This is a genomic window from Pseudorhizobium sp. NPDC055634, assembly GCF_053618655.1.
Genome location: NZ_JBSHHW010000004.1, coordinates 186,748 through 206,970, shown reverse-complemented (window position 1 = coordinate 206,970; position 20,223 = coordinate 186,748). Strand labels below are relative to the sequence as shown.

Genomic DNA, 20,223 nt, shown 5'->3' with positions numbered 1-20,223 from the left:
TTCGCATTCATCCCTCCGGGCCCGCATGCTGATCATCTTCGAGAGTATCCTGCCGATCTTCCTGCTGGTCCTGCTTGGCGTCGCGCTCAAGCGCAGCCCGCTGATCAACGGCAGTTTCTGGGACGGCCTGGAGCAGTGCGGATATTACGTCCTGTTTCCCGCCCTCCTCTTCCACACGCTGGCGACGGCGGATTTCGCGAGCCTGGAGACGGGCGCAATCGGCGTCACCGCCGTCGTGGTCGTGGTCCTCGTCTCGGCGCTGGTGCTTTCGCTCTGGCCGCTGCTGAGGCGGATCGGCGTCACGCCCTCCGCCTACAGTTCGGTCTTCCAGACCGCAACGCGCTGGAATGCCTTCATCGCGCTTGCGATCGCCGGCAAGACCTATGGAGACTTGGGGCTGACCGTCGTGGCGCTGGTGATGGCGGTGGTCATCGTCCCGATAAACCTGATCAATGTCGCGGTTCTTCTCTCGTTTTCCGGCACGCGGACGAGCTATGGGGCCTTCGTGCTGCGGATCGTCACCAATCCGCTGATCATCAGCAGCCTGCTGGGCGTGATCGTCAACCGGCTGGGCGTGCCGATCTACGAACCGCTGATGACCTCCGTCGATCTGGTCGGGCGCGCCGCACTGAGCCTCGGGTTGATTGCGGTCGGCGCCGGCCTTCGTATTTCCGATGCGCTGAAGCCGCGGCCGCTGGTCCTGTTCTCGACGGCGATCAAGCTCGTCTTCTTTCCCCTGCTGATGATCGCCGCCGCGATTATCGCCGGCGTCACCGGGCCGGCCGTCGCGCTGCTCGGACTGAGCGCCGGCGTCCCGACCGCCATGAACGGCTATCTCCTTGCAAAGAAGATGGGCGGTGACGCGGAACTATACGCCGCCACCGCCACAGTGCAGACGGTCTTTTCCTTCGTCACGATCCCGCTGGTGCTGATGGTCGCGGCTCAGTTCGCCGCCGGATAGAGAAGGTCAACGATATAGGAGGCGTCGAAACGGGCGTCGATCATGCCGTAGGTCGAGCGCCAGCCACCCGCAAGACGGGTTTCCAGGAAGGCATCGGCGATCTTGCCGGCGCCGAGGCGCGCCAGTTCGGCGGCACCGGCGGCGAGCGCGAGCTGCTCCACCAGAAGGCGCGCCGCTCCCTCGTCCGTCTCGCAGAGCGCCATAGCCGCCCTCAGAACCTCGATCGTCTTGCGACCCGATGCGCCGAGATCCCGCTCGAAGCCGGAAAGGACGAGTTCGAACAGGTCTTTGCCGCGCGACAGGACGCGCAGGACGTCCAGCGCCATGACATTGCCGGACCCTTCCCAGATCGCGTTGACCGGCGCCTCGCGGTAGTGGCGGGCCACCGGCCGCTCCTCAACATAGCCGTTGCCGCCGAGGCATTCCATCGCCTCGTAGATCAGCGACGGCGCGATCTTGCAGTTCCAGTACTTGATCACCGGCGTCATGACCCGCGCGAAGGCCGCGTCCGCCGGGCTGCTTGCCGCGCGGTCGAAGGCATCCGCGAGCCGGAAGGCGAGCGCGGTCGCGGCCGCGACGTCGAGCGCCATGTCCGCCAGCACCCGGGTCATCAGCGGCTGGTCGATCAGGTTCTTCCCGAACACGCTGCGGCCGCGGCAGTGATGCACCGCTTCGGCGAGCGAGGCGCGCATGATGCCCGCCGACGCAAGCGCGCAGTCGAGCCGCGTCAGGGTCACCATGTCGAGAATGGTGCGGACGCCGGCGCCCGGGTCGCCGAGCAGATATCCGAAGGCATCGGTGAACTCGACCTCGGAGGAGGCGTTCGACCGGTTGCCGAGCTTGTCCTTCAGCCGCTGGAACTGCAGGCCGTTGGCCGAACCGTCCTCCAGCAGGCGCGGAACGAGGAAGCAGCCGATCCCCTCGCCGGTCTTGGCCAGCATGACGAAGGCATCGCTCATCGGCGCCGACATGAACCACTTGTGCCCGGAGAGGCGATAGATCCCCTCGCCCACCCGCTCCGCGGTGGAGCGATTGGCGCGCACGTCCGTGCCGCCCTGCTTCTCGGTCATGCCCATGCCGAGCGTGATCGCGCTCTTCTGAAGGGCCGGCCGGTTGGAGGAATCGTACTTGCGCGACAATATCTTCGGCGCCCATTCCTTCTGCACTCGCGGCGACGCCATGAGGGCGGCGACGGAGGCGCTGGTCATGGTCAGCGGGCAAAGATGGCCGCATTCGAGCTGCGACGTCAGGTAGAAGCGCGTGGCGCGCGCCTTGTGTTCGCTGCCCTTGGCCTCGGCGACGCTCTCCCAGACCGAGGAATGGAGCCCGATGGACATGGAACGCCGCATCAGGGCGTGCCAGGCCGGATGAAACTCGACGACATCGAGCCGCTCGCCGCGCGGACCATGGGTGCGCAGCTTCGGCGGGTTCTCGTTCGCCATCCGCGCCAGTTCCTGTGCCTCCGGGGACGTGGCGTACTGGCCGATGGAATCGAACTCCTCGCGCAGTGTGCGGTGCAGGCCGGCGGTGAGATCAACCATCAGGGGATCTGAGCGGTAGGCATTGATGCCGGACCAGGGTTTCGGCTGGTTCAGTTCGGCAAGCTTCTGTTCGGTCCGGGTATTCTGTGTCATGCTTGGCTTCTAGCCCGTTTCTCTGAAAAATGCATGAGGATGAGCGGACTTTTCCCGTCCATTCGCTTGCCCGTTTCCCGGCCAGTCTTTATAGACGCCCGAACGCAAGCGGAGACACCTCATGGTCTTCTTCCCCCACCGCCACCTTCTCGGCATCAAGGGCCTTACCGAACAGGATATCACCTTTCTTCTCGACAAGGCCGACGAGGCCGTGCAGATCAGCCGGCAGCGCGAAAAGAAAACATCCACCCTGCGCGGGCTGACCCAGATCAACCTGTTCTTCGAAGCGTCGACGCGCACGCAAGCCTCCTTCGAGCTTGCCGGCAAACGGCTCGGCGCCGACGTCATGAACATGTCGGTCGGCAATTCGTCGGTGAAGAAGGGCGAGACGCTCATCGACACCGCCATGACGCTGAACGCCATGCACCCGGACGTGCTCGTGCTTCGCCATTCCTCCGCCGGGGCAGCCGCGCTCCTGGCGCAGAAGGTCGCCTGCTCGGTGGTCAATGCCGGCGACGGGCAGCACGAACACCCGACGCAGGCCCTCCTCGACGCGCTGACGATCCGGCGCGCCAAGGGCAAGCTCTCGCGCATCATCGTCGCGATCTGCGGCGACGTGCTTCATTCCCGCGTCGCGCGCTCGAACATCCTGCTTCTGAATGCCATGGGGGCACGGGTGCGCGTCGTCGCACCCGCCACCCTCCTGCCCTCGGGCATCGCGCAGATGGGAGCCGAAGTCTTCCACTCGATGGAGGAAGGCCTCAAGGATGCCGACGTGGTGATGATGCTGCGCCTGCAGCGGGAGCGGATGTCGGGCTCCTTCGTGCCGTCCGTCCGCGAATACTTCCATTACTACGGACTGAACGCCGAGAAGCTGAAGGCCGCCAGGGAGGATGCCCTCGTCATGCATCCCGGCCCGATGAACCGCGGCGTGGAGATCGCATCGGACGTGGCCGACGGCCCGCAGAGCGTCATCGAGCAACAGGTGGAAATGGGGGTTGCCGTGCGCATGGCAGTGATGGAGACGCTGCTTCTCTCGCAGAACCAGGGGGCACGGGCATGACACGAGCGCTCGTTCTCAACAACGCCCGCATCATCGACCCGTCCCGCAATCTCGACGAAGTGGGGTCGATCGTCGTCGGCGACGACGGCCGCATCCTTGCCGCCGGGGCAGATGCCCGCAACCAGGGGGCGCCGGACGGCGCGCAGGTCCGGGACTGCAAGGGCCTTGTCGCGGTACCGGGTCTTATCGACAGCCGCGTCTTCGTCGGCGAACCCGGGGCGGAACATCGCGAGACGATCGAATCCGCAAGCCGCGCCGCGGCCGCGGGCGGCGTCACCTCCTTCATCATGATGCCGGACACCGATCCCGTCCTCGACGACATCGCGCTGATCGAGTTCGTCAAGAAGACCGCCCGGGACACGGCACTTGTCAACGTCCATCCGGCCGGAGCACTGACGAAGGGGCTCGCCGGCAAGGAGATGACCGAAATCGGCCTGCTTCAGCAGGCGGGCGCCGTCGCTTTCACCAATGGCCGGCACGCGCTGCCGGACACGCTGGTGCTGCGTCGGGCGATGACCTACGCCCGGGAATACGGCGCCGTCGTCGCGCTCGAACCGCGCGAGACCTATATCGGCAACGGGGTGATGAACGAGGGGCTCTTCGCTAGCTGGCTCGGGCTCGCCGGCGTTCCGAAGGAAGCAGAGATCATTCCGCTGGAGCGCGACCTCAGGATCGCCGGGCTGACGCGGGCGAAGTACCATGCCGCGAAGATTTCCGTGCCGGACTCCGCCGAGGCGATCCGGCTTGCCCGCGGGCGCGGGGCGAACGTCACCTGCGGCATCTCGATCAACCACCTCTGCCTCAACGAGAACGACATCGGCGAATACCGGACCTTCTTCAAGCTCTCCCCGCCGCTGAGAACCGAGGAGGATCGGGTCGCCATGGTCGAGGCCCTGGCGACGGGAACCATCGACATCATCGTCTCCTCCCATGATCCGCAGGACGTCGACACGAAGCGCCTGCCCTTCGCCGATGCCGCCGATGGCGCCGTCGGCCTGGAGACGATGCTTGCCGCCGCGCTTCGGCTGCATCACTCCGGACAGGTGCCGCTGATGCGCCTCATCGACGCCATGTCGACCCGCCCGGCGCAGATCTTCAGCCTCGACGCCGGCACGCTCAAACCGGGCGCAAAGGCCGACATCACGCTGATCGACCTCGACGAGCCGTGGATCGTGTCGAAGGATGCTCTCCTGTCGCGATCGAAGAACACGCCCTTCGAGGACGCCCGTTTTTCCGGCCGCGCCGTCGCGACCTATGTCGCCGGCAAACGCGTCCATTCGCTTTAAGGAGACGTGCCGGTGAGTGACCTGTTGACCTGGCAGATCGGCGGCGGGGTGGCGATCGCTTCCCTCGCGCTCGGCTACCTCCTCGGCTCGATCCCGTTCGGCCTGCTGCTGACACGGATGGCCGGCCTCGGTGACATCCGGTCGATCGGATCGGGCAATATCGGCGCGACCAACGTGCTGCGCACCGGCAACAGGAAGCTCGCTGCCGCAACCCTCCTCCTCGATGCGCTGAAGGCGACCGTCGCCGCGCTGGCCGGCACCTATATCGCCGGACCGGAAGCCGGGCTTCTCGCCGGCTTCGGCGCCTTCCTCGGGCATCTCTTCCCGGTGTGGCTCGGCTTCAAGGGCGGCAAGGGCGTGGCGACCTATATCGGCATGCTCCTCGGCGTGGCGCCGATATGGGTGCTGGTCTTCGCGGCCGTGTGGCTCGCCGTCGCCTTCGTCAGCAAGTACTCGTCGCTGTCCGCGCTGGTTGCAACCCTTGTTATTCCGGTTGCATTGTGGATAGTAGGTAGCGAAAAGGTTGCTCTCGTCATGGCGATCATGACGGCGGTGACCTGGTGGCGCCACGAAGCCAATATCAGGCGGCTTCTGGCGGGCACGGAAGGCAGGATCGGCCAGAAGGGATAGCGAGAAGGGATAGCGATGCCCGACGGCGGCGCAAGACGACAGGGGATTGCGCTCACCGACAGGCAAAGGATCGCCTGGCTTCGCCTCATCCGCAGCGACAACGTCGGGCCGGCCACCTTCCGCGACCTCATCAACCACTTCGGCTCGGCGGAAAATGCGCTGGCCATGCTGCCGGAACTGTCCAGTCGCGGCGGAGCCTTGCGCGCGATCCGGATCGCCTCCGTGGAGGATGCCGAACGCGAACTCGAAGCGGCCCGCCGACACGGCGCCCGTTTCGTCGGCATCGGCGAACCCGATTATCCGCCGGCCCTCCGGCAGATCGACGGCGCTCCGCCGCTCCTCGCCACAATGGGACGTTCGTCCGTCGCGCTCAGCCCGTCGGTCGGCATCGTCGGCTCCCGCAATGCCTCGATCAGCGGCGCGAAATTTGCGACCATGATCGCCCGCGACGTCGGCCGCGTCGGCTATAGCGTCACGTCCGGGCTTGCCCGCGGCATCGATACCGCCGCCCACCGGGCAAGCCTGGATACCGGGACGATCGCGGTCTTGGCGGGCGGGCTCGACCAGCCCTATCCGCCCGAGAATATCCCGCTCCTGAAGGAGATCGTGGCGGGCGAAGGGCTGGCGATCAGCGAGATGCCCTTCGGCTGGGAGCCGCGGGCGCGCGACTTCCCGCGGCGCAACCGGCTGATTGCGGGCATTTCGCATGGGGTCGTCGTCATCGAGGCCGCGCAGAGGTCGGGTTCCCTGATTACGGCGCGAATGGCCGGAGACTTCGGCCGTCTCGTCTTTGCGGTGCCGGGCTCTCCGCTCGACCCGCGATGCCACGGCACCAATGCGCTCCTGAAGGAGGGCGCGATCGTCACCACGTCTTCGGAGGACGTCCTCGAGGCTCTTGCGCCACTGGCCGGGCTCGACGGCGGTGGCACCGCGGTGATCGAGGAGACCGGCGACGAGGTGGACGCGACCGCCCTGCTTCCCCCCGACGACAGCGACCGCGCCACGATCATCTCCTCGCTCGGCCCAACCCCGGTCGAGATCGACGACATCATCCGTCACACCGGCCTCTCCCCATCGGCCGTCTATCTCGTCCTGCTGGAAGTCGACCTCGCCGGTCGCCTACATCGTCATGCCGGGGGTCTTGTCTCGCTGTCCATGAGTGAATGATCGGGGCCTGCGGCCGGAATGAACGTCACCCGCTTCGACATAGGCCATCTCGATCAGGTAGCAGAGCATGTCCGCGCCTTCGTTGCGTGCAACCTGATGCAATTCGCCCAGCATCTGGCGGATGTAAGCGATGGCTTCCTTGTCCTCCAAACCCGCACGCTCCGAATCCATGACTGATCCCGCTGCCCCCGCAATCCGATGGATGAACCTCCATCGATGGAACAGGATAGATTATTTATCGCAGATTGCAATCTAGGGTTAAATCTCCCACTGGTTGTATCGCGTTGTATCGGCTAAATTGACCTCGGCACTTGACCGCGGCTCAATCGCCATCCATGTCGGAACCAAAATCCGGTCCGGAACCCGTGTCCGCGTCCGGCCATGCACCTCACAGAGAAGCTCAATGAACGTCGTCGTCGTCGAATCTCCGGCCAAGGCCAAGACCATCAACAAGTATCTCGGGCCCGGCTACAAGGTTCTCGCATCCTTCGGGCATGTCCGCGATCTGCCCGCCAAGGACGGATCGGTCCTTCCCGACCAGGACTTCGAAATGTCCTGGGAGGTCGACAGCGCCTCGCAGAAGCGCATCAAGGACATTGCCGACGCGGTCAAGGCATCCGACGGCCTGTTCCTTGCCACCGACCCGGATCGCGAAGGTGAAGCCATTTCCTGGCACGTCCTCGATCTTCTCAAGAAGAAACGCGTCCTCGGGGACAAGCCCGTCAAGCGCGTCGTCTTCAACGCCATCACCAAGAAGGCCGTGCTCGACGCGATGGCGGCGCCGCGGGACATCGACGTTCCGCTGGTCGACGCCTATCTCGCCCGCCGCGCCCTCGATTACCTCGTGGGCTTCAACCTTTCGCCGGTCCTGTGGCGCAAGCTGCCCGGCGCGCGGTCGGCCGGACGCGTGCAGTCGGTCGCGCTGCGTCTCGTCTGCGACCGCGAGTCGGAAATCGAGCGCTTCGTCTCGGAAGAATACTGGAACATCTCGGCACTGCTCAGGACCCCGCGCGGCGACGAGTTCGAGGCGCGGCTGGTGTCGGCGGACGGCAAGCGGCTGCAGAACCGCTCGATCAAGACGGGCGACGACGCCAATCGCCTGAAAGCACTGCTCGACGGCGCGAACTACGTGGTCGAGAGCGTCGAGGCAAAGCCGGTCAAGCGCAATCCCGGCCCGCCCTTCACGACCTCGACGCTGCAGCAGGCTGCGTCCTCCAACCTCGGCTTCAACGCCTCGCGCACCATGCAGGTGGCCCAGAAGCTCTATGAGGGCGTCGATATCGGCGGCGAGACGGTCGGCCTGATCACCTATATGCGTACCGACGGTGTGCAGATGGCGCCGGAGGCGATCGAGGGTGCGCGGCGCGCCGTGCAGGAACAGTTCGGCGAACGCTACGTGCCGGAAAAGCCCCGCTTCTACTCCACCAAGGCGAAGAACGCCCAGGAAGCGCACGAAGCCATCCGCCCGACCGATTTCAACCGCACGCCCGACAAGGTCCGCCGCTATCTCGACGCGGACCAGGCACGTCTCTACGAACTGGTCTGGAAGCGCGGTATCGCCAGCCAGATGGCATCGGCCGAGATCGAGCGCACGACCGTCGAGATTCTCGCGGAGAACGACGGCCAGAAGGCAGGCCTGCGGGCCGTCGGCTCGGTGATCCGCTTCGACGGATTTCTCGGCGCCTATACCGACAGCCGCGAGGATGCGGAACCTTCCGACGAGGGCGACGAGGACGTACGGCTGCCGGAAATCAACGCCCGTGACAAGCTCGACAAGAACAGGGTGAATGCCAGCCAGCACTTCACCGAGCCGCCGCCGCGCTATTCCGAAGCCTCGCTCATCAAGAAGATGGAAGAGCTCGGCATCGGACGGCCCTCGACCTATGCCGCCACCCTCAAGACGCTGAGCGACCGAGACTACGTCACCATGGAGAAGCGCAAGCTGATCCCGCAGGCGAAGGGCCGACTGGTCACGGCGTTCCTGGAGAACTTCTTCACGAAGTATGTCGAGTACGACTTCACGGCGGATCTCGAGGAGAAACTCGACAGGATTTCCGCCGGCGACCTCGACTGGAAGCAGGTTCTTCGCGAATTCTGGCAGGATTTCTTCGCTCAGATCGAGGAAACCAAGGAACTGCGCGTCACCAACGTCCTGGACGCGCTCAACGAGGCGCTCGCACCGCTGGTCTTCCCCAAGCGCGAGGACGGCAGCGATCCGCGCATCTGCCAGGTCTGCGGCACGGGCAAGCTCTCGCTCAAGCTCGGCAAGTACGGCGCCTTCGTCGGCTGCTCCAACTATCCGGAATGCAACTATACGCGCCAGCTCTCGCAGGAAGGTGCGGAAGCGGACGCAAACGGCCTCAACGAGCCGAAGTCGCTCGGCGCCGACCCGCATACGGGCGAGGACCTGACGCTCCGTTCCGGCCGCTTCGGACCCTATATCCAGCGCGGCGAAGGCAAGGAAGCCAAGCGCGCGTCGCTGCCTAAGGGCTGGAAGCCCGAGGACATAGACCACGAGAAGGCGCTCGCCCTCATCAGCCTGCCGCGTGACATCGGCAAGCATCCGGAAAGCGGGAAGATGATCTCCGCCGGCATCGGGCGCTACGGCCCGTTCCTGCTGCATGACGGCAGCTATGCCAATCTCGAAAGCGTCGAGGACGTGTTCACGATCGGCCTCAACCGGGCCGTCACGGTCCTTGCCGAGAAGCAGGCCAAGGGACCGGGCGGGCGCGGGCGCGGAACACCGGCCGCACTGAAGACGTTGGGAGATCATCCCGATGGCGGCGCGATTACCGTTCGTGACGGCCGCTACGGACCCTATGTCAACTGGGGCAAGGTCAATGCGACGCTGCCCAAGGGCAAGGATCCGCAGGCGGTAACGATGGAAGAGGCACTTGCGCTGATCGTCGAGAAGGGCGGCAAGGCGGGTTCGGGCAAGGCGAAGGCAACAAAGCCGAAGGCGGCCGCGAAACCGAAGGCCGCGTCCAAGCCGAAGGCTGCGGCAAAGCCCAAGGCCGCGGCAAAGCCGAAGGCCACCACGAAGACTGCGACGAAGGCGAAGAAGACCGGAACGTGACCAGACAAGATCGGGAAAGATCCGCGCCAGGACGCCGCAAGGAAAATGCGCCCTCCTCCGGAGGTACGGCCATCATCCACGGCGCGGTGCCGCCGCGCGAGGTCCTGCTCGAGTTCATCGCCGACAATCCCGATCGCGCATCCAAGCGCGAGATCGCCAAGGCCTTCGGCCTCAAGGGCGAGGCGCGGGTGGAATTGAAGGACCTCCTGAGGACGCTCGAGGACGAGGGGCTCCTGAAGAAGAGCCGCAAGTCCCTGTCGCGCCCGGGCGCGCTGCCCCCCGTCACGGTCATCGACATCACCACCCGCGACAAGGATGGCGAACTCATCGGCCGGCCTGCGGAATGGCCGGAGGACCAGGGCGTCGCGCCGGCGGTGCTGATCCGTCAGCCTTCCGAGCGCAAGGGCAAGGGCAAGACGCCTGCGGCCGGGCTCAACGACAGGGTTCTCGCCAAGATCTTCCCCAACAAGGATCGCAGCGGCTCCGCCTATACGGCGCGCATCATCAAGATCATCGACCGCCGTCGCGGCGCGTCGCTCGGCGTCATCCGCACTATGGAGAACGAGACGCGGCTGATGCCGATCGATCGGCGAGGTGAGGAGATGCTGATCGAACGGGACGGCATGGGCGATGCCAAGGACGGCGACCTCGTCGAGGTGGAAGTTGCACGCAGCGGCCGGTTCGGCCTGCCCCGCGCCCGCGTCCTGTCGGTGGTCGGCTCGGTCGGGTCCGAGAAGGCGATCTCGATGATCGCCATCTACGCCCACGGCATTCCCCATATCTTTCCCCAGGCGGTCCTGGACGAAGCCGAGGCGGCACGTCCGGCGACGATGGCCAAGCGCGAGGACTGGCGCCATGTCCCGCTCATCACCATCGACCCGGCCGACGCCAAGGACCATGACGACGCTGTCTACGCGGAGCCGGACAACTCTCCGGACAACCCGGGCGGCGTCATCGTCACCGTCGCGATCGCCGATGTCTCCTGGTATGTCCGTACCGGCTCCCCGCTCGACCGCGAGGCGCTAAAGCGCGGCAACTCGGTCTATTTCCCGGACCGCGTCGTGCCGATGCTGCCCGAACGGATCTCCAACAATCTCTGCTCCCTCCGCGAAGGCGAGGACCGGCCGGCGATCGCCGTGCGCATGGTCTTTTCCAAAGAGGGCCGCAAGGCGGGCCACACCTTCCATCGCATCATGATGAAGAGTGCCGCCAAGCTTTCCTACCAGCAGGCGCAGGCCGCGATCGACGGCAAGCCGGACGACAAGACCGCGCCGCTTCTGGAGCCGATCCTCAAGCCTCTCTGGGAGGCCTATGCGACCCTCAAGCGCGGTCGCGAGCGGCGGCAGCCGCTCGAACTCGACATGCCGGAGCGGAAGATCATTCTCAAGCCCGACGGGACCGTGGACCGGGTCTTCATCCCCGAGCGGCTGGATGCCCACAAGCTCATCGAAGAGATGATGATCCAGGCGAATGTCGCCGCGGCCGAAACGCTGGAGAAGAAGCGCCAGCCGCTCGTCTACCGCGTCCACGACGCGCCGGCGCTCTCGAAGCAGGAGACGCTCAGGGAATTCCTCGCCACGATCGGCCTCTCCATGGCCCAGGGCGGACAGCTGCGGGCGAACTCCTTCAATGGGATCCTGGCGCGGGCGCTCGACACGCCCCACCAGATCATGGTCAACGAGATGGTCCTTCGCTCGCAGAGCCAGGCGATCTACAGCCCCGAGAACATCGGCCACTTCGGGCTGAACCTGATGAAATACGCGCACTTCACGTCGCCGATCCGGCGCTATGCCGACCTGATCGTGCATCGCGCGCTGGTCGGATCGCTCGGACTGGGCGAAGGCGGCATCACGCCCGAGGAGGAAGGAAACCTCGACGACATTGCCGCCGAGATCTCGACCTTCGAGCGGCGGGCAATGGCGGCCGAGCGCGATACGATCAACCGGCTCATCGCCCATCACCTGAGCGAGCGCATCGGCGAGGAATTCGAGGGGCGCGTATCGGGCGTCACCAAGGCCGGCCTGTTCATAGCGCTGCCGGAGTACGGGGCGGACGGTTTCGTGCCCATCTCCACCCTCGGCACGGACTATTTCATCTACGACGAGGCCCATCAGGCACTGACGGGCGAAAAATCCGGGCTTGGCTACCAGCTCGGGGATTCCGTCGAGGTTCGGCTGGCCGAAGCGATCCCGCTGGCCGGCGCGTTGCGCTTCGAAATGCTCAGCGAGGGCCGCAAAATGCCGACCGCGACACGATCTTTTCACAAATCCGGGCGAAGAGACCGAAGCCAGCGGCGGGTGAAGGCCGGCACCCGGCCCCCGCGCGGCCGATAGGAGTAAGCATATGCATGGACAGGGAGACCAGCCGGTCCGATTCGGAGGGGCGCGGGAGGAAGAGCGCGCCCTCATGCCGTCGATAGGACGCGGAATGAGGGGCACCTGCCCCGCCTGCGGCACCGGCCACCTGTTCCGGGCCTTCCTCAAGCCGGTGGACGAATGCTCGGCCTGCGGCGAGGAAATGCACCACCACAGGGCCGACGACCTGCCGGCCTACCTCGTCATCTTCGTCGTCGGGCATGTGCTGATGACGGGCTACATGCTGACGGACGCGGTTTACCCCTTGTCCGCCTGGGTGCATCTCGCAATCTGGATACCGCTCTCCGTCCTTGCCGCGCTCCTGACGATCCAGCCGATCAAGGGCGGCGTCATCGGGCTCCAGTGGGCCTACAGGATGCACGGCTTCGGCGGCGAGACAGAAGAGGACGCCGCCGATCACGGAGACCGACTTCCGTGAAGCCGGCCGCGGTCGCACCCGCACCGTTCGCCATGGACGAACCTTCGCTCAGGCACATGGAAAAGCTGCGCCCGAAGGATGCGAGCACCATAATCCTTCTCGATCGCAACCAGGGCACGCCCCGCTTCCTGATGGGACGCAGAGGCGGCGGCCATGCCTTCATGCCCGACGTCTACGTCTTTCCGGGCGGACGCCGGGACAGGCAGGACTACGCCCTTCCCTTCCGGCGTGACCTGCATCCGCTGGTTACCGAGCGGCTTCTCGCGCGAACGGCGACCCGCACCGGACCGTCGACCGCCCGCGCCCTTGCACTGGCGGCCCTGCGCGAACTGCGCGAGGAGACCGGCCTTGCGAGTGGTGGCCCGGCGGACCTCGGCGCCCTGCGCTACGTGGCGCGTGCCGTCACGCCGCCCGGCAACGTTCGCCGCTTCGACACCCGTTTCTTCCTCCTGCCGGCCGACGAGGCCGATATCGCCGCGGTACCGCTCGAGGATACCGACGAACTGCAGGATCTCCGCTGGGTGGCATTCTCCGACCTTGCCGACCTCAAGGTGCCGCAGATAACGCGTGCCGTTCTCGACGACGTCAAAATGCTGCTTGAGAGCGACCCCACCCTCCCCTATGGACTGCCGGTTCCCTACTACTTCATGCGCGGTGGACGGTTCGTCCGGACCGAACTCTAGAGGCACAGGATGTCCCATCCCAAGAACGACCTCAACCACGCCGTCGAGGAAATACACTGGCCATCGCTCCTCGCGGCGATCTCGGCGATCAGCGCGGTCGGTATAGCGATCGGCCTCGGCCTTCCGCTGCTGAGCATCATCCTGGAGAAGCGCGGCATATCCTCGACGATGATCGGGCTGAACTCGGCCATGGCAGGCGTGGCCGCGATGATTGCCGCGCCCATCACGACGCGGCTCGCCCATGACTTCGGGGTCGCCAGGACCATGCTCTGGGCCGTCCTCATCTCGTCCGTCAGCGGACTGGGCTTCTATTATGCCACTGACTTCTGGATGTGGTTTCCGCTGCGCTTCGCCTTCCATGGCGCCACGACCACGCTGTTCATCCTCTCCGAGTTCTGGATCAACGCCACCGCCCCGCCACGTCGCAGGGGGCTGGTGCTGGGCATCTACGCGACCGTTCTGGCGGTCGGGTTCGCCATGGGACCTCTGCTGTTTTCCGCCATCGGCAGCGAGGGCGTGGCGCCCTTCCTGATCGGCGCCGGCGCCATATTGATGGCGGCCGTGCCGATCTACATTGCACGCCACGAAAGCCCCGTTCTCGACGAAAAGCCGGAGCGCCACTTCCTCCGCTACATCTTCCTCGTGCCCACCGCGACCGCCGCCGTCTTCGTCTTCGGCGCAGTGGAGGCCGGAGGCCTTTCGCTGTTTCCGATCTATGCGGTGCGGATGGGCTTCGGCGAGGCGCAGGCAGCACTGCTCCTCACCGTGATGGGCATCGGCAACATGATCTTCCAGATCCCGCTCGGCATGTATTCCGACCGGCTGCGGGACCGGCGACCGCTCCTGGCGCTGATGGCGCTGACGGGCCTCGTGGGCTCGCTGCTTCTGCCGCTTCTGATCGGGGACTGGCTGCTGACGGCCGTCGTGCTGCTGTTCTGGGGTGGCTGCGTGTCGGGCCTCTACACGGTAGGCCTTGCCCATCTCGGCTCGCGACTCACCGGCGCCGACCTCGCCGCGGCGAACGCCGCCTTCGTCTTCTGCTATGCCGTGGGGACAGTTGCGGGGCCGCAGGCGATCGGCGCGGCGATCGATATCGCCGGCAATAACGGTTTCGCATGGGCACTTGCCTCGTTCTTCGGGCTTTATGTCCTGCTCTCGATCGGCCGGTTCCTTTTTAAACCGAAACGGACTTGACTTTTCGGGCGCGATTTGTAGTTTCGCGCCAGATTTCGCCGTGGACACCATCCGGCCGTCCGCGGCTTCATTTTTCCTAAAGGCAGAACACCATGGCGAAAGCTACGACCATCAAGATCAAGCTGCTGTCGACGGCGGACACCGGTTTCTTCTACGTGACCAAGAAGAACAGCCGTACGATGACGGACAAGATGTCCAAGACCAAGTACGACCCGGTCGCCAAGAAGCACGTCGAATTCAAGGAAACCAAGATCAAGTAAGATCGCGGTATCCGCAAGGACGAAGGCGCGGGCCCCAGGGCGACGCGCCTTTTTTCATGCCTGCCCTTCAGGACAAATAAAAAAGCACCGCTTCTGAAAAGCGGTGCTTTTTTATTTGGGGGTCGACCGATTGCAAACCGGCACGAGGAACCGGGAGATGCAACCGATCGACCGACCCCACGACCCAGGAGATGCGGCGGACCTGAGCATCATGGGGTATCTGACATTACTGAAAATCGCGCAAACTCTTAAAGAAATCAACTAAATCTTGCCCTCCCTCCGCGCGAACTCGAATGTTGGTTAAAATATGACGTAATTCGCCGCGCAAAGAATGAATAGCGGCATCTTAACCTGACGCCGCTTCGGTCTGTTCTTGAGGACTGGAGATATTGGTCGGCAATGTCGGCGCCACATCGGCGGCGCAGCTGGCCCCGCAACGAGGGCGATGGGCTAGACTACCTAACTTCAGGCGGCCGCCGCGACGACCCTGTTCCGGCCGCCGTTCTTTGCTTCGTAGAGCGCCCTGTCGGCCTGCTTCATCAGCTGCTCTGGCGTCTCGGCTCCCGCCTCGTTGGAGGCGATCCCGAGCGAGGCGGTCACGCTGATCGACTGGCCGGTCGCGCGGATGAGGAAGGCCTGGTGTTCGATCAGCCCGCGCAGCCGCTCGGCAATGACGCCGGCTGCCTCGGCGTCGGTGTCCGGCATCACGACGACGAACTCCTCCCCGCCATAGCGGCAGGCGAGATCCGCTCCGCGGACGGTCGAACGGATGCGTGCTGCGAACTGCCGGATAATGTCGTCGCCGGCATCGTGGCCGTAGGTATCGTTGATCGCCTTGAAGCGATCGATGTCGGTGATGCAGACCGAGAGCGCCCTGCCCCGTGCGGCGGCGCGATTGAAGAGCGTCTTCAGGTGGCTGTCGAGGTAACGGCGGTTGTGCAGCCCGGTCAGGCCGTCGGTAACCGCCAGTTCCATCGTCTGCTGGACGCTGACGCGCAGGCGGTCGTTGTAGCGCTTGCGCCGGATCTGGGTCAGACTGCGGGCGACGAGTTCGTTCGGGTCGACCGGCCGCATGATGTAGTCGTTGACGCCGAGGTCGAGCGCGCGGACGATGAGGTCCTCCTCGCCCTGCTCGGTGACGATGAGCAGCGGCAGGAAGCGGGTCCGCTCCAGCGACCGGAGCTGCGAACAGAGGCGCAGGGGGTCATAGTCGTCGAAATTGGCATTGACGATGACGAGGTCGAAGCTGTTTTCGGCGGCCTCGAACAAGGCTGCCTGCGGGTCGGAGATCGCCACGACCTCGGCAATGGGCTTCAGCGCCTTGATGAGCCGCTCCTGGGAGTTGGCACGGCTATCGACCAGCAGGACCTGTCCCGGCTCGTCCCGGCCGTCCGTGCCCTTCAGCATGTCTTCTATACCGGCGCTCTGGGCCGTCTCGGCGCGGATGCGCAACTCGTCGCTCAGCGTCTTCAGCCGAACGAGGCTCTTCACGCGGGAGATGAGCTGCAGGTCATTGACCGGCTTCGTCAGGAAGTCGTCGGCGCCGGCCTTCAACCCGCGCACCCTGTCGGCCGGCTGGTCGAGCGCCGTCACCACGACGACCGGAATATGGGAAAAGCGCGGATCCGCCTTCAGGCGCTCGCAGACCTCGAAGCCGCTGAGGCCGGGCATCATGATGTCGAGGAGAATGAGGTCGACCTGGCTCTGCTCGCAGATTGCCAGCGCCTTGTAGCCGTCCTCGGCGGTCAGGACGTCGAAATATTCCGCCACCAGCCGGGCCTCGAGCAGCTTGAGGTTGGCGGGGACATCGTCAACGACCAGTATGCGTGCGGTCATGTCCTGCGCTCCGGCATCACGCGTCGCCCAGATAGGTCTTGATGGTCTCGATGAATTTCGGAACTGAGATCGGCTTCGAAACATAGGCTTCGCAGCCACCCTGGCGGATACGCTCCTCGTCGCCCTTCATCGCGAAGGCGGTCACGGCGATCACCGGGATGATATGGAGTTCGTCGTCTTCCTTGAGCCACTTAGTCACCTCGAGCCCGGAGACTTCCGGAAGCTGGATGTCCATCAGGATGAGGTCGGGGCGGTGCTTGCGGGCAAGCTCCATCGCCTCCATGCCATTGCGCGTCTGGATGGTTTCATAGCCGCAAGCCTCGATCAGATCGCGGAAGAGCTTCATGTTGAGCTCGTTGTCTTCGACAATCATGACCCGTTTGGGCATGTACCCCGTCCCCGATGCTGCCTTGCAAGCCTCATTTCAAGATATAAGGTCGCGCACGGCCGATTCCATCTCCGTCACATCGAGCGACGGTACGGCCATTTGGTTGAAAAAGAGGTAACCATCTCCGGGCAATGCGAGACGATCCCAAAAACGTGAAGGCCGGGCGCGAGGCGGCGGACCAGACGGCGGTGGCCGTGCTGGGCTGGCTGGCGGGCGAGCCTGACATGCTCGGTCGTTTCCTCGCCCTTTCCGGGCTGGAAGCCGGGCAGTTGCGCCAGGCCGTCAACGATCCGGATTTCCTGGCGGGCATGCTCGATTTCGTGATGGCCCACGAGCCGACGCTGCTGGCCTTCTGCGAGGCAAGCGGAACGAAGCCGGAGGACGTCGCCTCCGCCTGGCGTCACCTTTCCAAGCCCGGCCTCGATTCCGGGGAATACTGAGCCCCTCTTCCATGTGGACGCGCAATGAGCGGCGTTGAGATTTGCCGTGGCAGGGCATAGATTGCGGATGTTCAACTTCCGTTCCGCCCCATGACGCCCTCGCCCGAGACAAAACCCGGCTTCTGTCGTGACTGCCTCGCCGAGCAGAAGGCGGAACTGCGCCGCTGCCGCAGCTGCGGCAGTCCCCGGCTCCTCTATCATCGCGAACTCCACGACCTCTCCATCGCCCATATCGACTGCGACGCCTTCTATGCGGCCGTCGAGAAACGCGACAATCCGGAGCTTGTCGACAAGCCGGTCATCATCGGCGGCGGCAAGCGCGGCGTCGTCTCCACGGCCTGCTACATCGCCCGCATCAACGGCGTGCGATCGGCCATGCCGATGTTCAAGGCGCTGGAGGCCTGTCCCGACGCGGTCGTCATCCGCCCGAACATGGAGAAATACGTGCGGGTTGGCCGCGAGATACGGCAGATGATGCTGGAACTGACGCCGCTCGTTCAACCGCTTTCGATCGACGAGGCGTTTCTCGACCTTTCCGGCACGCAGCGCCTGCATCACGACCGGCCGGCGCGCATCCTCGCGAAGCTTGCGAACCGGATCTCGTCCGAGATCGGCATCAGCATTTCGATCGGGCTTTCCTACTGCAAGTTCCTGGCCAAGGTCGGATCCGACCTCCAGAAACCGCGCGGCTTTTCCGTGGTCGGCCGCGAAGAGGCCCTCTCCTTCCTCGCGCCGCGTCCGGTGACGACGATATGGGGTGTCGGCAAGGCCTTCAACACGACGCTGGAGGCCGACGGGATCCGGACGATCGGGCAATTGCAGGCGATGGAGGAAGCCGACCTGATGCGGCGCTACGGCTCCATGGGCCAGCGCCTCTACCGGCTTGCCCGCGGTATCGACGACCGCAGCGTCCATCCAAACGACCCGGCCAAGAGCGTTTCCGCCGAGGTGACATTCTTCGACGACATCTCTCGGCGAGAAGATCTCGTCCCGATCCTTCGCCGCCTGTCGGAGAAGGTTTCCTTGCGCCTGAAGAAGAACGCGATCGCGGGCCAGACGGTGGTCCTCAAGCTCAAGACATCGGATTTCAAGAGCCGCACGCGAAACCGGCGGCTGGAGGACCCGACCCAGCTCGCCGACCGTATCTTCCGCACCGGGCTGTCGCTTCTCGAACCTGAAGCCGACGGCACCCGGTTTCGCCTCATAGGCATCGGCGTCACCGACCTTTGCGATCCCGACCGGGCGGACCCGCCGGACCTGGTGGACCACGATGCGGGGCGCCGCGCCGCGGCAGAGGCTGCCATGGACCGGCTTCGCGACAAGTTCGGCAAGGCGGCGGTCGAAACCGGCTATACGTTCGGCGACCGCAGGCGCGATCACTGACATGTGATGACGCGCCGCCCTCAATCCGATTCGTTACATTCTTCGGCAAATCTTCATTAATTCACCGCTGGTAATCTCCCCCGCTCAGTATTGCGTAAAGAGGTTCTCCATGCTGCGTCGTCTCGCGTTTGGTGTCGGGCTCCTGTCCGCCACGATCCTTTCCCATCCCGCCCTCGCCGAAATCGAACATACGCTGCAGATCGTCGTCTCCAAGAGCAACCAGTCGATGACCGTTTATGACGGGGACAAGGTCATCGCGACCACGCGGGTCTCCACGGGCAAGGCTGGCCATTCGACGCCGAGCGGCATCTTCTCCATCCTGGAAAAGCGCCGGTACCACGAATCCAACATCTATTCGAACGCGCCGATGCCGTTCATGCAGAGACTGACCTGGTCCGGAATCGCGCTTCACGAAGGCCATGTACCGGACTACCCGGCCTCGCACGGCTGCGTGCGCCTTCCTCCGGGCTTTGCAAAGACGCTCTTCGGGATGACGGAGCGCGGCGTCCACGTGATCGTCGCAGACGCACCGGTGACGCCGGCCCCGATTACCCACGCCAACCTCTTCGCCCCTCTCAAGCCGCTGCAATCGGAACCGCTGATGTCGGACATCGACCTGCGGCCGACGGTCAAGCGGCAGGCATCCGAAGCCTATGAAGTGGCGATGGCGGAGGGCGCGACCGACCCCACGCTGACCGGTTCCATCGAACCGCAGGACGCCCGGCCGCTGCGCATCCTCGTCAAGCGGCGCGAACTGCGCGAGACCGTGCAGGACGTACAGGCCATGCTGAACGATCTCGGCTTCGATGCGGGAACGCCCGACGGACTGATGGGCTCGAAGACGCAGGCGGCAATCGCCGGCTTCAAGCGGTGGAAGGAGCTTCCCCCGGGCTCGGCGCTGACCAGGGAGTTTCTTTCCGCGCTCCATCGCTCTTCCGGCAAGCAGGAACCGCCTGCGGCGCAACTCCTCGTCCGCCGCAATTTCGCACCGCTCTTCGAGGCGCCCATCGGCCTGAAGAACCCCGAGACCCCGCTCGGCACGCATTTCTTCACGGCAAGCAACGTGAACCGCACTGAAGGCAGCGCCGAGTGGCACGCGCTGACCCTTCCGAACCATCTCACGCCGGCGGACCGCAAGCGACTGGACATCGGCGCGGACACGGCTGCTTCATCCGCATCCGGAGCGCTCGACCGCCTCGACATCCCCGCCGATATCCGCGAGCGCATCGCTTCGCTGCTGACCGACGGCACCTCCATGACGATCACCGACGAGGGCCTGGGACCGGAGACCGGAAAGGGCACCGACTTCATCACCCTGACCCGTTCCGAGGCTCAGCTTGCCGAGGCCCGGACTGCGGCGGCAAAGCCGAAGCAGGTCCGCCAGAAGCCGGCCCGCGCCTATCGCAACGGCGTCGGCCTCTACTGAGGC

General features: G+C 64.9%; 18 protein-coding genes. 14 read left to right on the top strand and 4 right to left on the bottom strand.

Features of this window, described 5'->3' with window-relative positions; all coding sequences use genetic code 11:
• The first annotated feature begins 25 nt into the window (after positions 1-25).
• Positions 26-961 carry an AEC family transporter gene (locus tag ACWGPT_RS08345; RefSeq protein ID WP_452605133.1) on the top strand — a complete coding sequence of 312 codons (936 nt, stop codon included), beginning with the start codon at positions 26-28 and terminating at the stop codon, positions 959-961.
• On the opposite strand, the gene ACWGPT_RS08340 is transcribed toward ACWGPT_RS08345, so the two are convergent.
• A complete protein-coding gene (locus tag ACWGPT_RS08340; protein ID WP_452605132.1) occupies positions 943-2,595 on the bottom strand; it encodes an acyl-CoA dehydrogenase family protein in 1,653 nt (550 codons plus the stop codon). The two genes, ACWGPT_RS08345 and ACWGPT_RS08340, sit on opposite strands and share 19 nt — an antisense overlap.
• Positions 2,596-2,716: 121 nt before the next feature.
• Here ACWGPT_RS08340 and ACWGPT_RS08335 point away from each other — a divergent pair, with 121 nt between their 5' ends.
• From ACWGPT_RS08335 to dprA, 4 genes are read left to right on the top strand one after another with little or no spacing between them, the layout of a single operon-like run.
• The gene (locus tag ACWGPT_RS08335) at positions 2,717-3,658 is read left to right on the top strand and encodes an aspartate carbamoyltransferase catalytic subunit (RefSeq protein ID WP_452605131.1); all 942 of its coding nucleotides are present in this window, start codon (positions 2,717-2,719) and stop codon (positions 3,656-3,658) included.
• The gene (locus ACWGPT_RS08330; protein ID WP_452605130.1) at positions 3,655-4,944 is read left to right on the top strand and encodes a dihydroorotase; all 1,290 of its coding nucleotides are present in this window, start codon (positions 3,655-3,657) and stop codon (positions 4,942-4,944) included. Before ACWGPT_RS08335 ends, ACWGPT_RS08330 begins: the two co-directional genes overlap by 4 nt.
• A 12-nt stretch (positions 4,945-4,956) precedes the next feature.
• Entirely contained in the window at positions 4,957-5,574 is a 618-nt protein-coding gene (gene plsY, locus ACWGPT_RS08325; RefSeq protein WP_452605129.1) for a glycerol-3-phosphate 1-O-acyltransferase PlsY, read from the top strand.
• 15 nt (positions 5,575-5,589) lie between these two features.
• Positions 5,590-6,741 (top strand): DNA-processing protein DprA, encoded by a 1,152-nt coding sequence (gene dprA, locus ACWGPT_RS08320; protein WP_452605128.1) that lies wholly within the window; start codon positions 5,590-5,592, stop codon positions 6,739-6,741.
• On the opposite strand, the gene ACWGPT_RS08315 is transcribed toward dprA, so the two are convergent.
• Complete coding sequence (locus ACWGPT_RS08315; protein WP_452605127.1) at positions 6,694-6,912, bottom strand: hypothetical protein; 219 nt, start codon at positions 6,910-6,912, stop codon at positions 6,694-6,696. The two genes, dprA and ACWGPT_RS08315, sit on opposite strands and share 48 nt — an antisense overlap.
• Positions 6,913-7,144: 232 nt before the next feature.
• Between ACWGPT_RS08315 and topA the strand changes: the two genes are divergently transcribed.
• The 6 genes from topA (at position 7,145) to rpmG (ending at position 14,747) form a co-directional block, all read left to right on the top strand.
• Complete coding sequence (gene topA, locus ACWGPT_RS08310; RefSeq protein WP_452605126.1) at positions 7,145-9,817, top strand: type I DNA topoisomerase; 2,673 nt, start codon at positions 7,145-7,147, stop codon at positions 9,815-9,817.
• Entirely contained in the window at positions 9,814-12,150 is a 2,337-nt protein-coding gene (gene rnr / locus ACWGPT_RS08305) for a ribonuclease R (RefSeq protein ID WP_452605125.1), read from the top strand. The genes topA and rnr overlap by 4 nt, the downstream gene beginning before the upstream one ends.
• A gap of 10 nt (positions 12,151-12,160) precedes the next feature.
• Entirely contained in the window at positions 12,161-12,610 is a 450-nt protein-coding gene (locus tag ACWGPT_RS08300; RefSeq protein WP_452605124.1) for a DUF983 domain-containing protein, read from the top strand.
• A 32-nt stretch (positions 12,611-12,642) separates the two neighbouring features.
• On the top strand, positions 12,643-13,293 hold the full coding sequence (locus ACWGPT_RS08295; protein WP_452605334.1) for an NUDIX domain-containing protein: 651 nt from the start codon (positions 12,643-12,645) through the stop codon (positions 13,291-13,293).
• A gap of 9 nt (positions 13,294-13,302) precedes the next feature.
• A complete protein-coding gene (locus ACWGPT_RS08290) occupies positions 13,303-14,487 on the top strand; it encodes an MFS transporter (RefSeq protein WP_452605123.1) in 1,185 nt (394 codons plus the stop codon).
• Positions 14,488-14,579: 92 nt separating this feature from the next.
• Positions 14,580-14,747 (top strand): 50S ribosomal protein L33, encoded by a 168-nt coding sequence (gene rpmG, locus ACWGPT_RS08285; protein WP_452605122.1) that lies wholly within the window; start codon positions 14,580-14,582, stop codon positions 14,745-14,747.
• A 465-nt stretch (positions 14,748-15,212) separates the two neighbouring features.
• Here the strand turns inward: rpmG and ACWGPT_RS08280 are convergent, their stop codons facing one another.
• Positions 15,213-16,583 carry a PleD family two-component system response regulator gene (locus tag ACWGPT_RS08280; protein WP_452605121.1) on the bottom strand — a complete coding sequence of 457 codons (1,371 nt, stop codon included), beginning with the start codon at positions 16,581-16,583 and terminating at the stop codon, positions 15,213-15,215.
• Positions 16,584-16,599: 16 nt separating this feature from the next.
• Positions 16,600-16,971 carry a response regulator gene (locus tag ACWGPT_RS08275; protein ID WP_077547187.1) on the bottom strand — a complete coding sequence of 124 codons (372 nt, stop codon included), beginning with the start codon at positions 16,969-16,971 and terminating at the stop codon, positions 16,600-16,602.
• A 131-nt stretch (positions 16,972-17,102) separates the two neighbouring features.
• On the opposite strand from ACWGPT_RS08275, the gene ACWGPT_RS08270 reads away from it, so the two are divergent.
• The 3 genes from ACWGPT_RS08270 (at position 17,103) to ACWGPT_RS08260 (ending at position 20,220) form a co-directional block, all read left to right on the top strand.
• The gene (locus ACWGPT_RS08270; RefSeq protein WP_452605120.1) at positions 17,103-17,411 is read left to right on the top strand and encodes a DUF3572 domain-containing protein; all 309 of its coding nucleotides are present in this window, start codon (positions 17,103-17,105) and stop codon (positions 17,409-17,411) included.
• A 90-nt stretch (positions 17,412-17,501) separates the two neighbouring features.
• On the top strand, positions 17,502-18,794 hold the full coding sequence (locus tag ACWGPT_RS08265; RefSeq protein WP_452605119.1) for a DNA polymerase IV: 1,293 nt from the start codon (positions 17,502-17,504) through the stop codon (positions 18,792-18,794).
• A 109-nt stretch (positions 18,795-18,903) separates the two neighbouring features.
• A complete protein-coding gene (locus tag ACWGPT_RS08260) occupies positions 18,904-20,220 on the top strand; it encodes a L,D-transpeptidase family protein (protein WP_452605118.1) in 1,317 nt (438 codons plus the stop codon).
• The last annotated feature ends 3 nt before the right edge of the window (positions 20,221-20,223 follow it).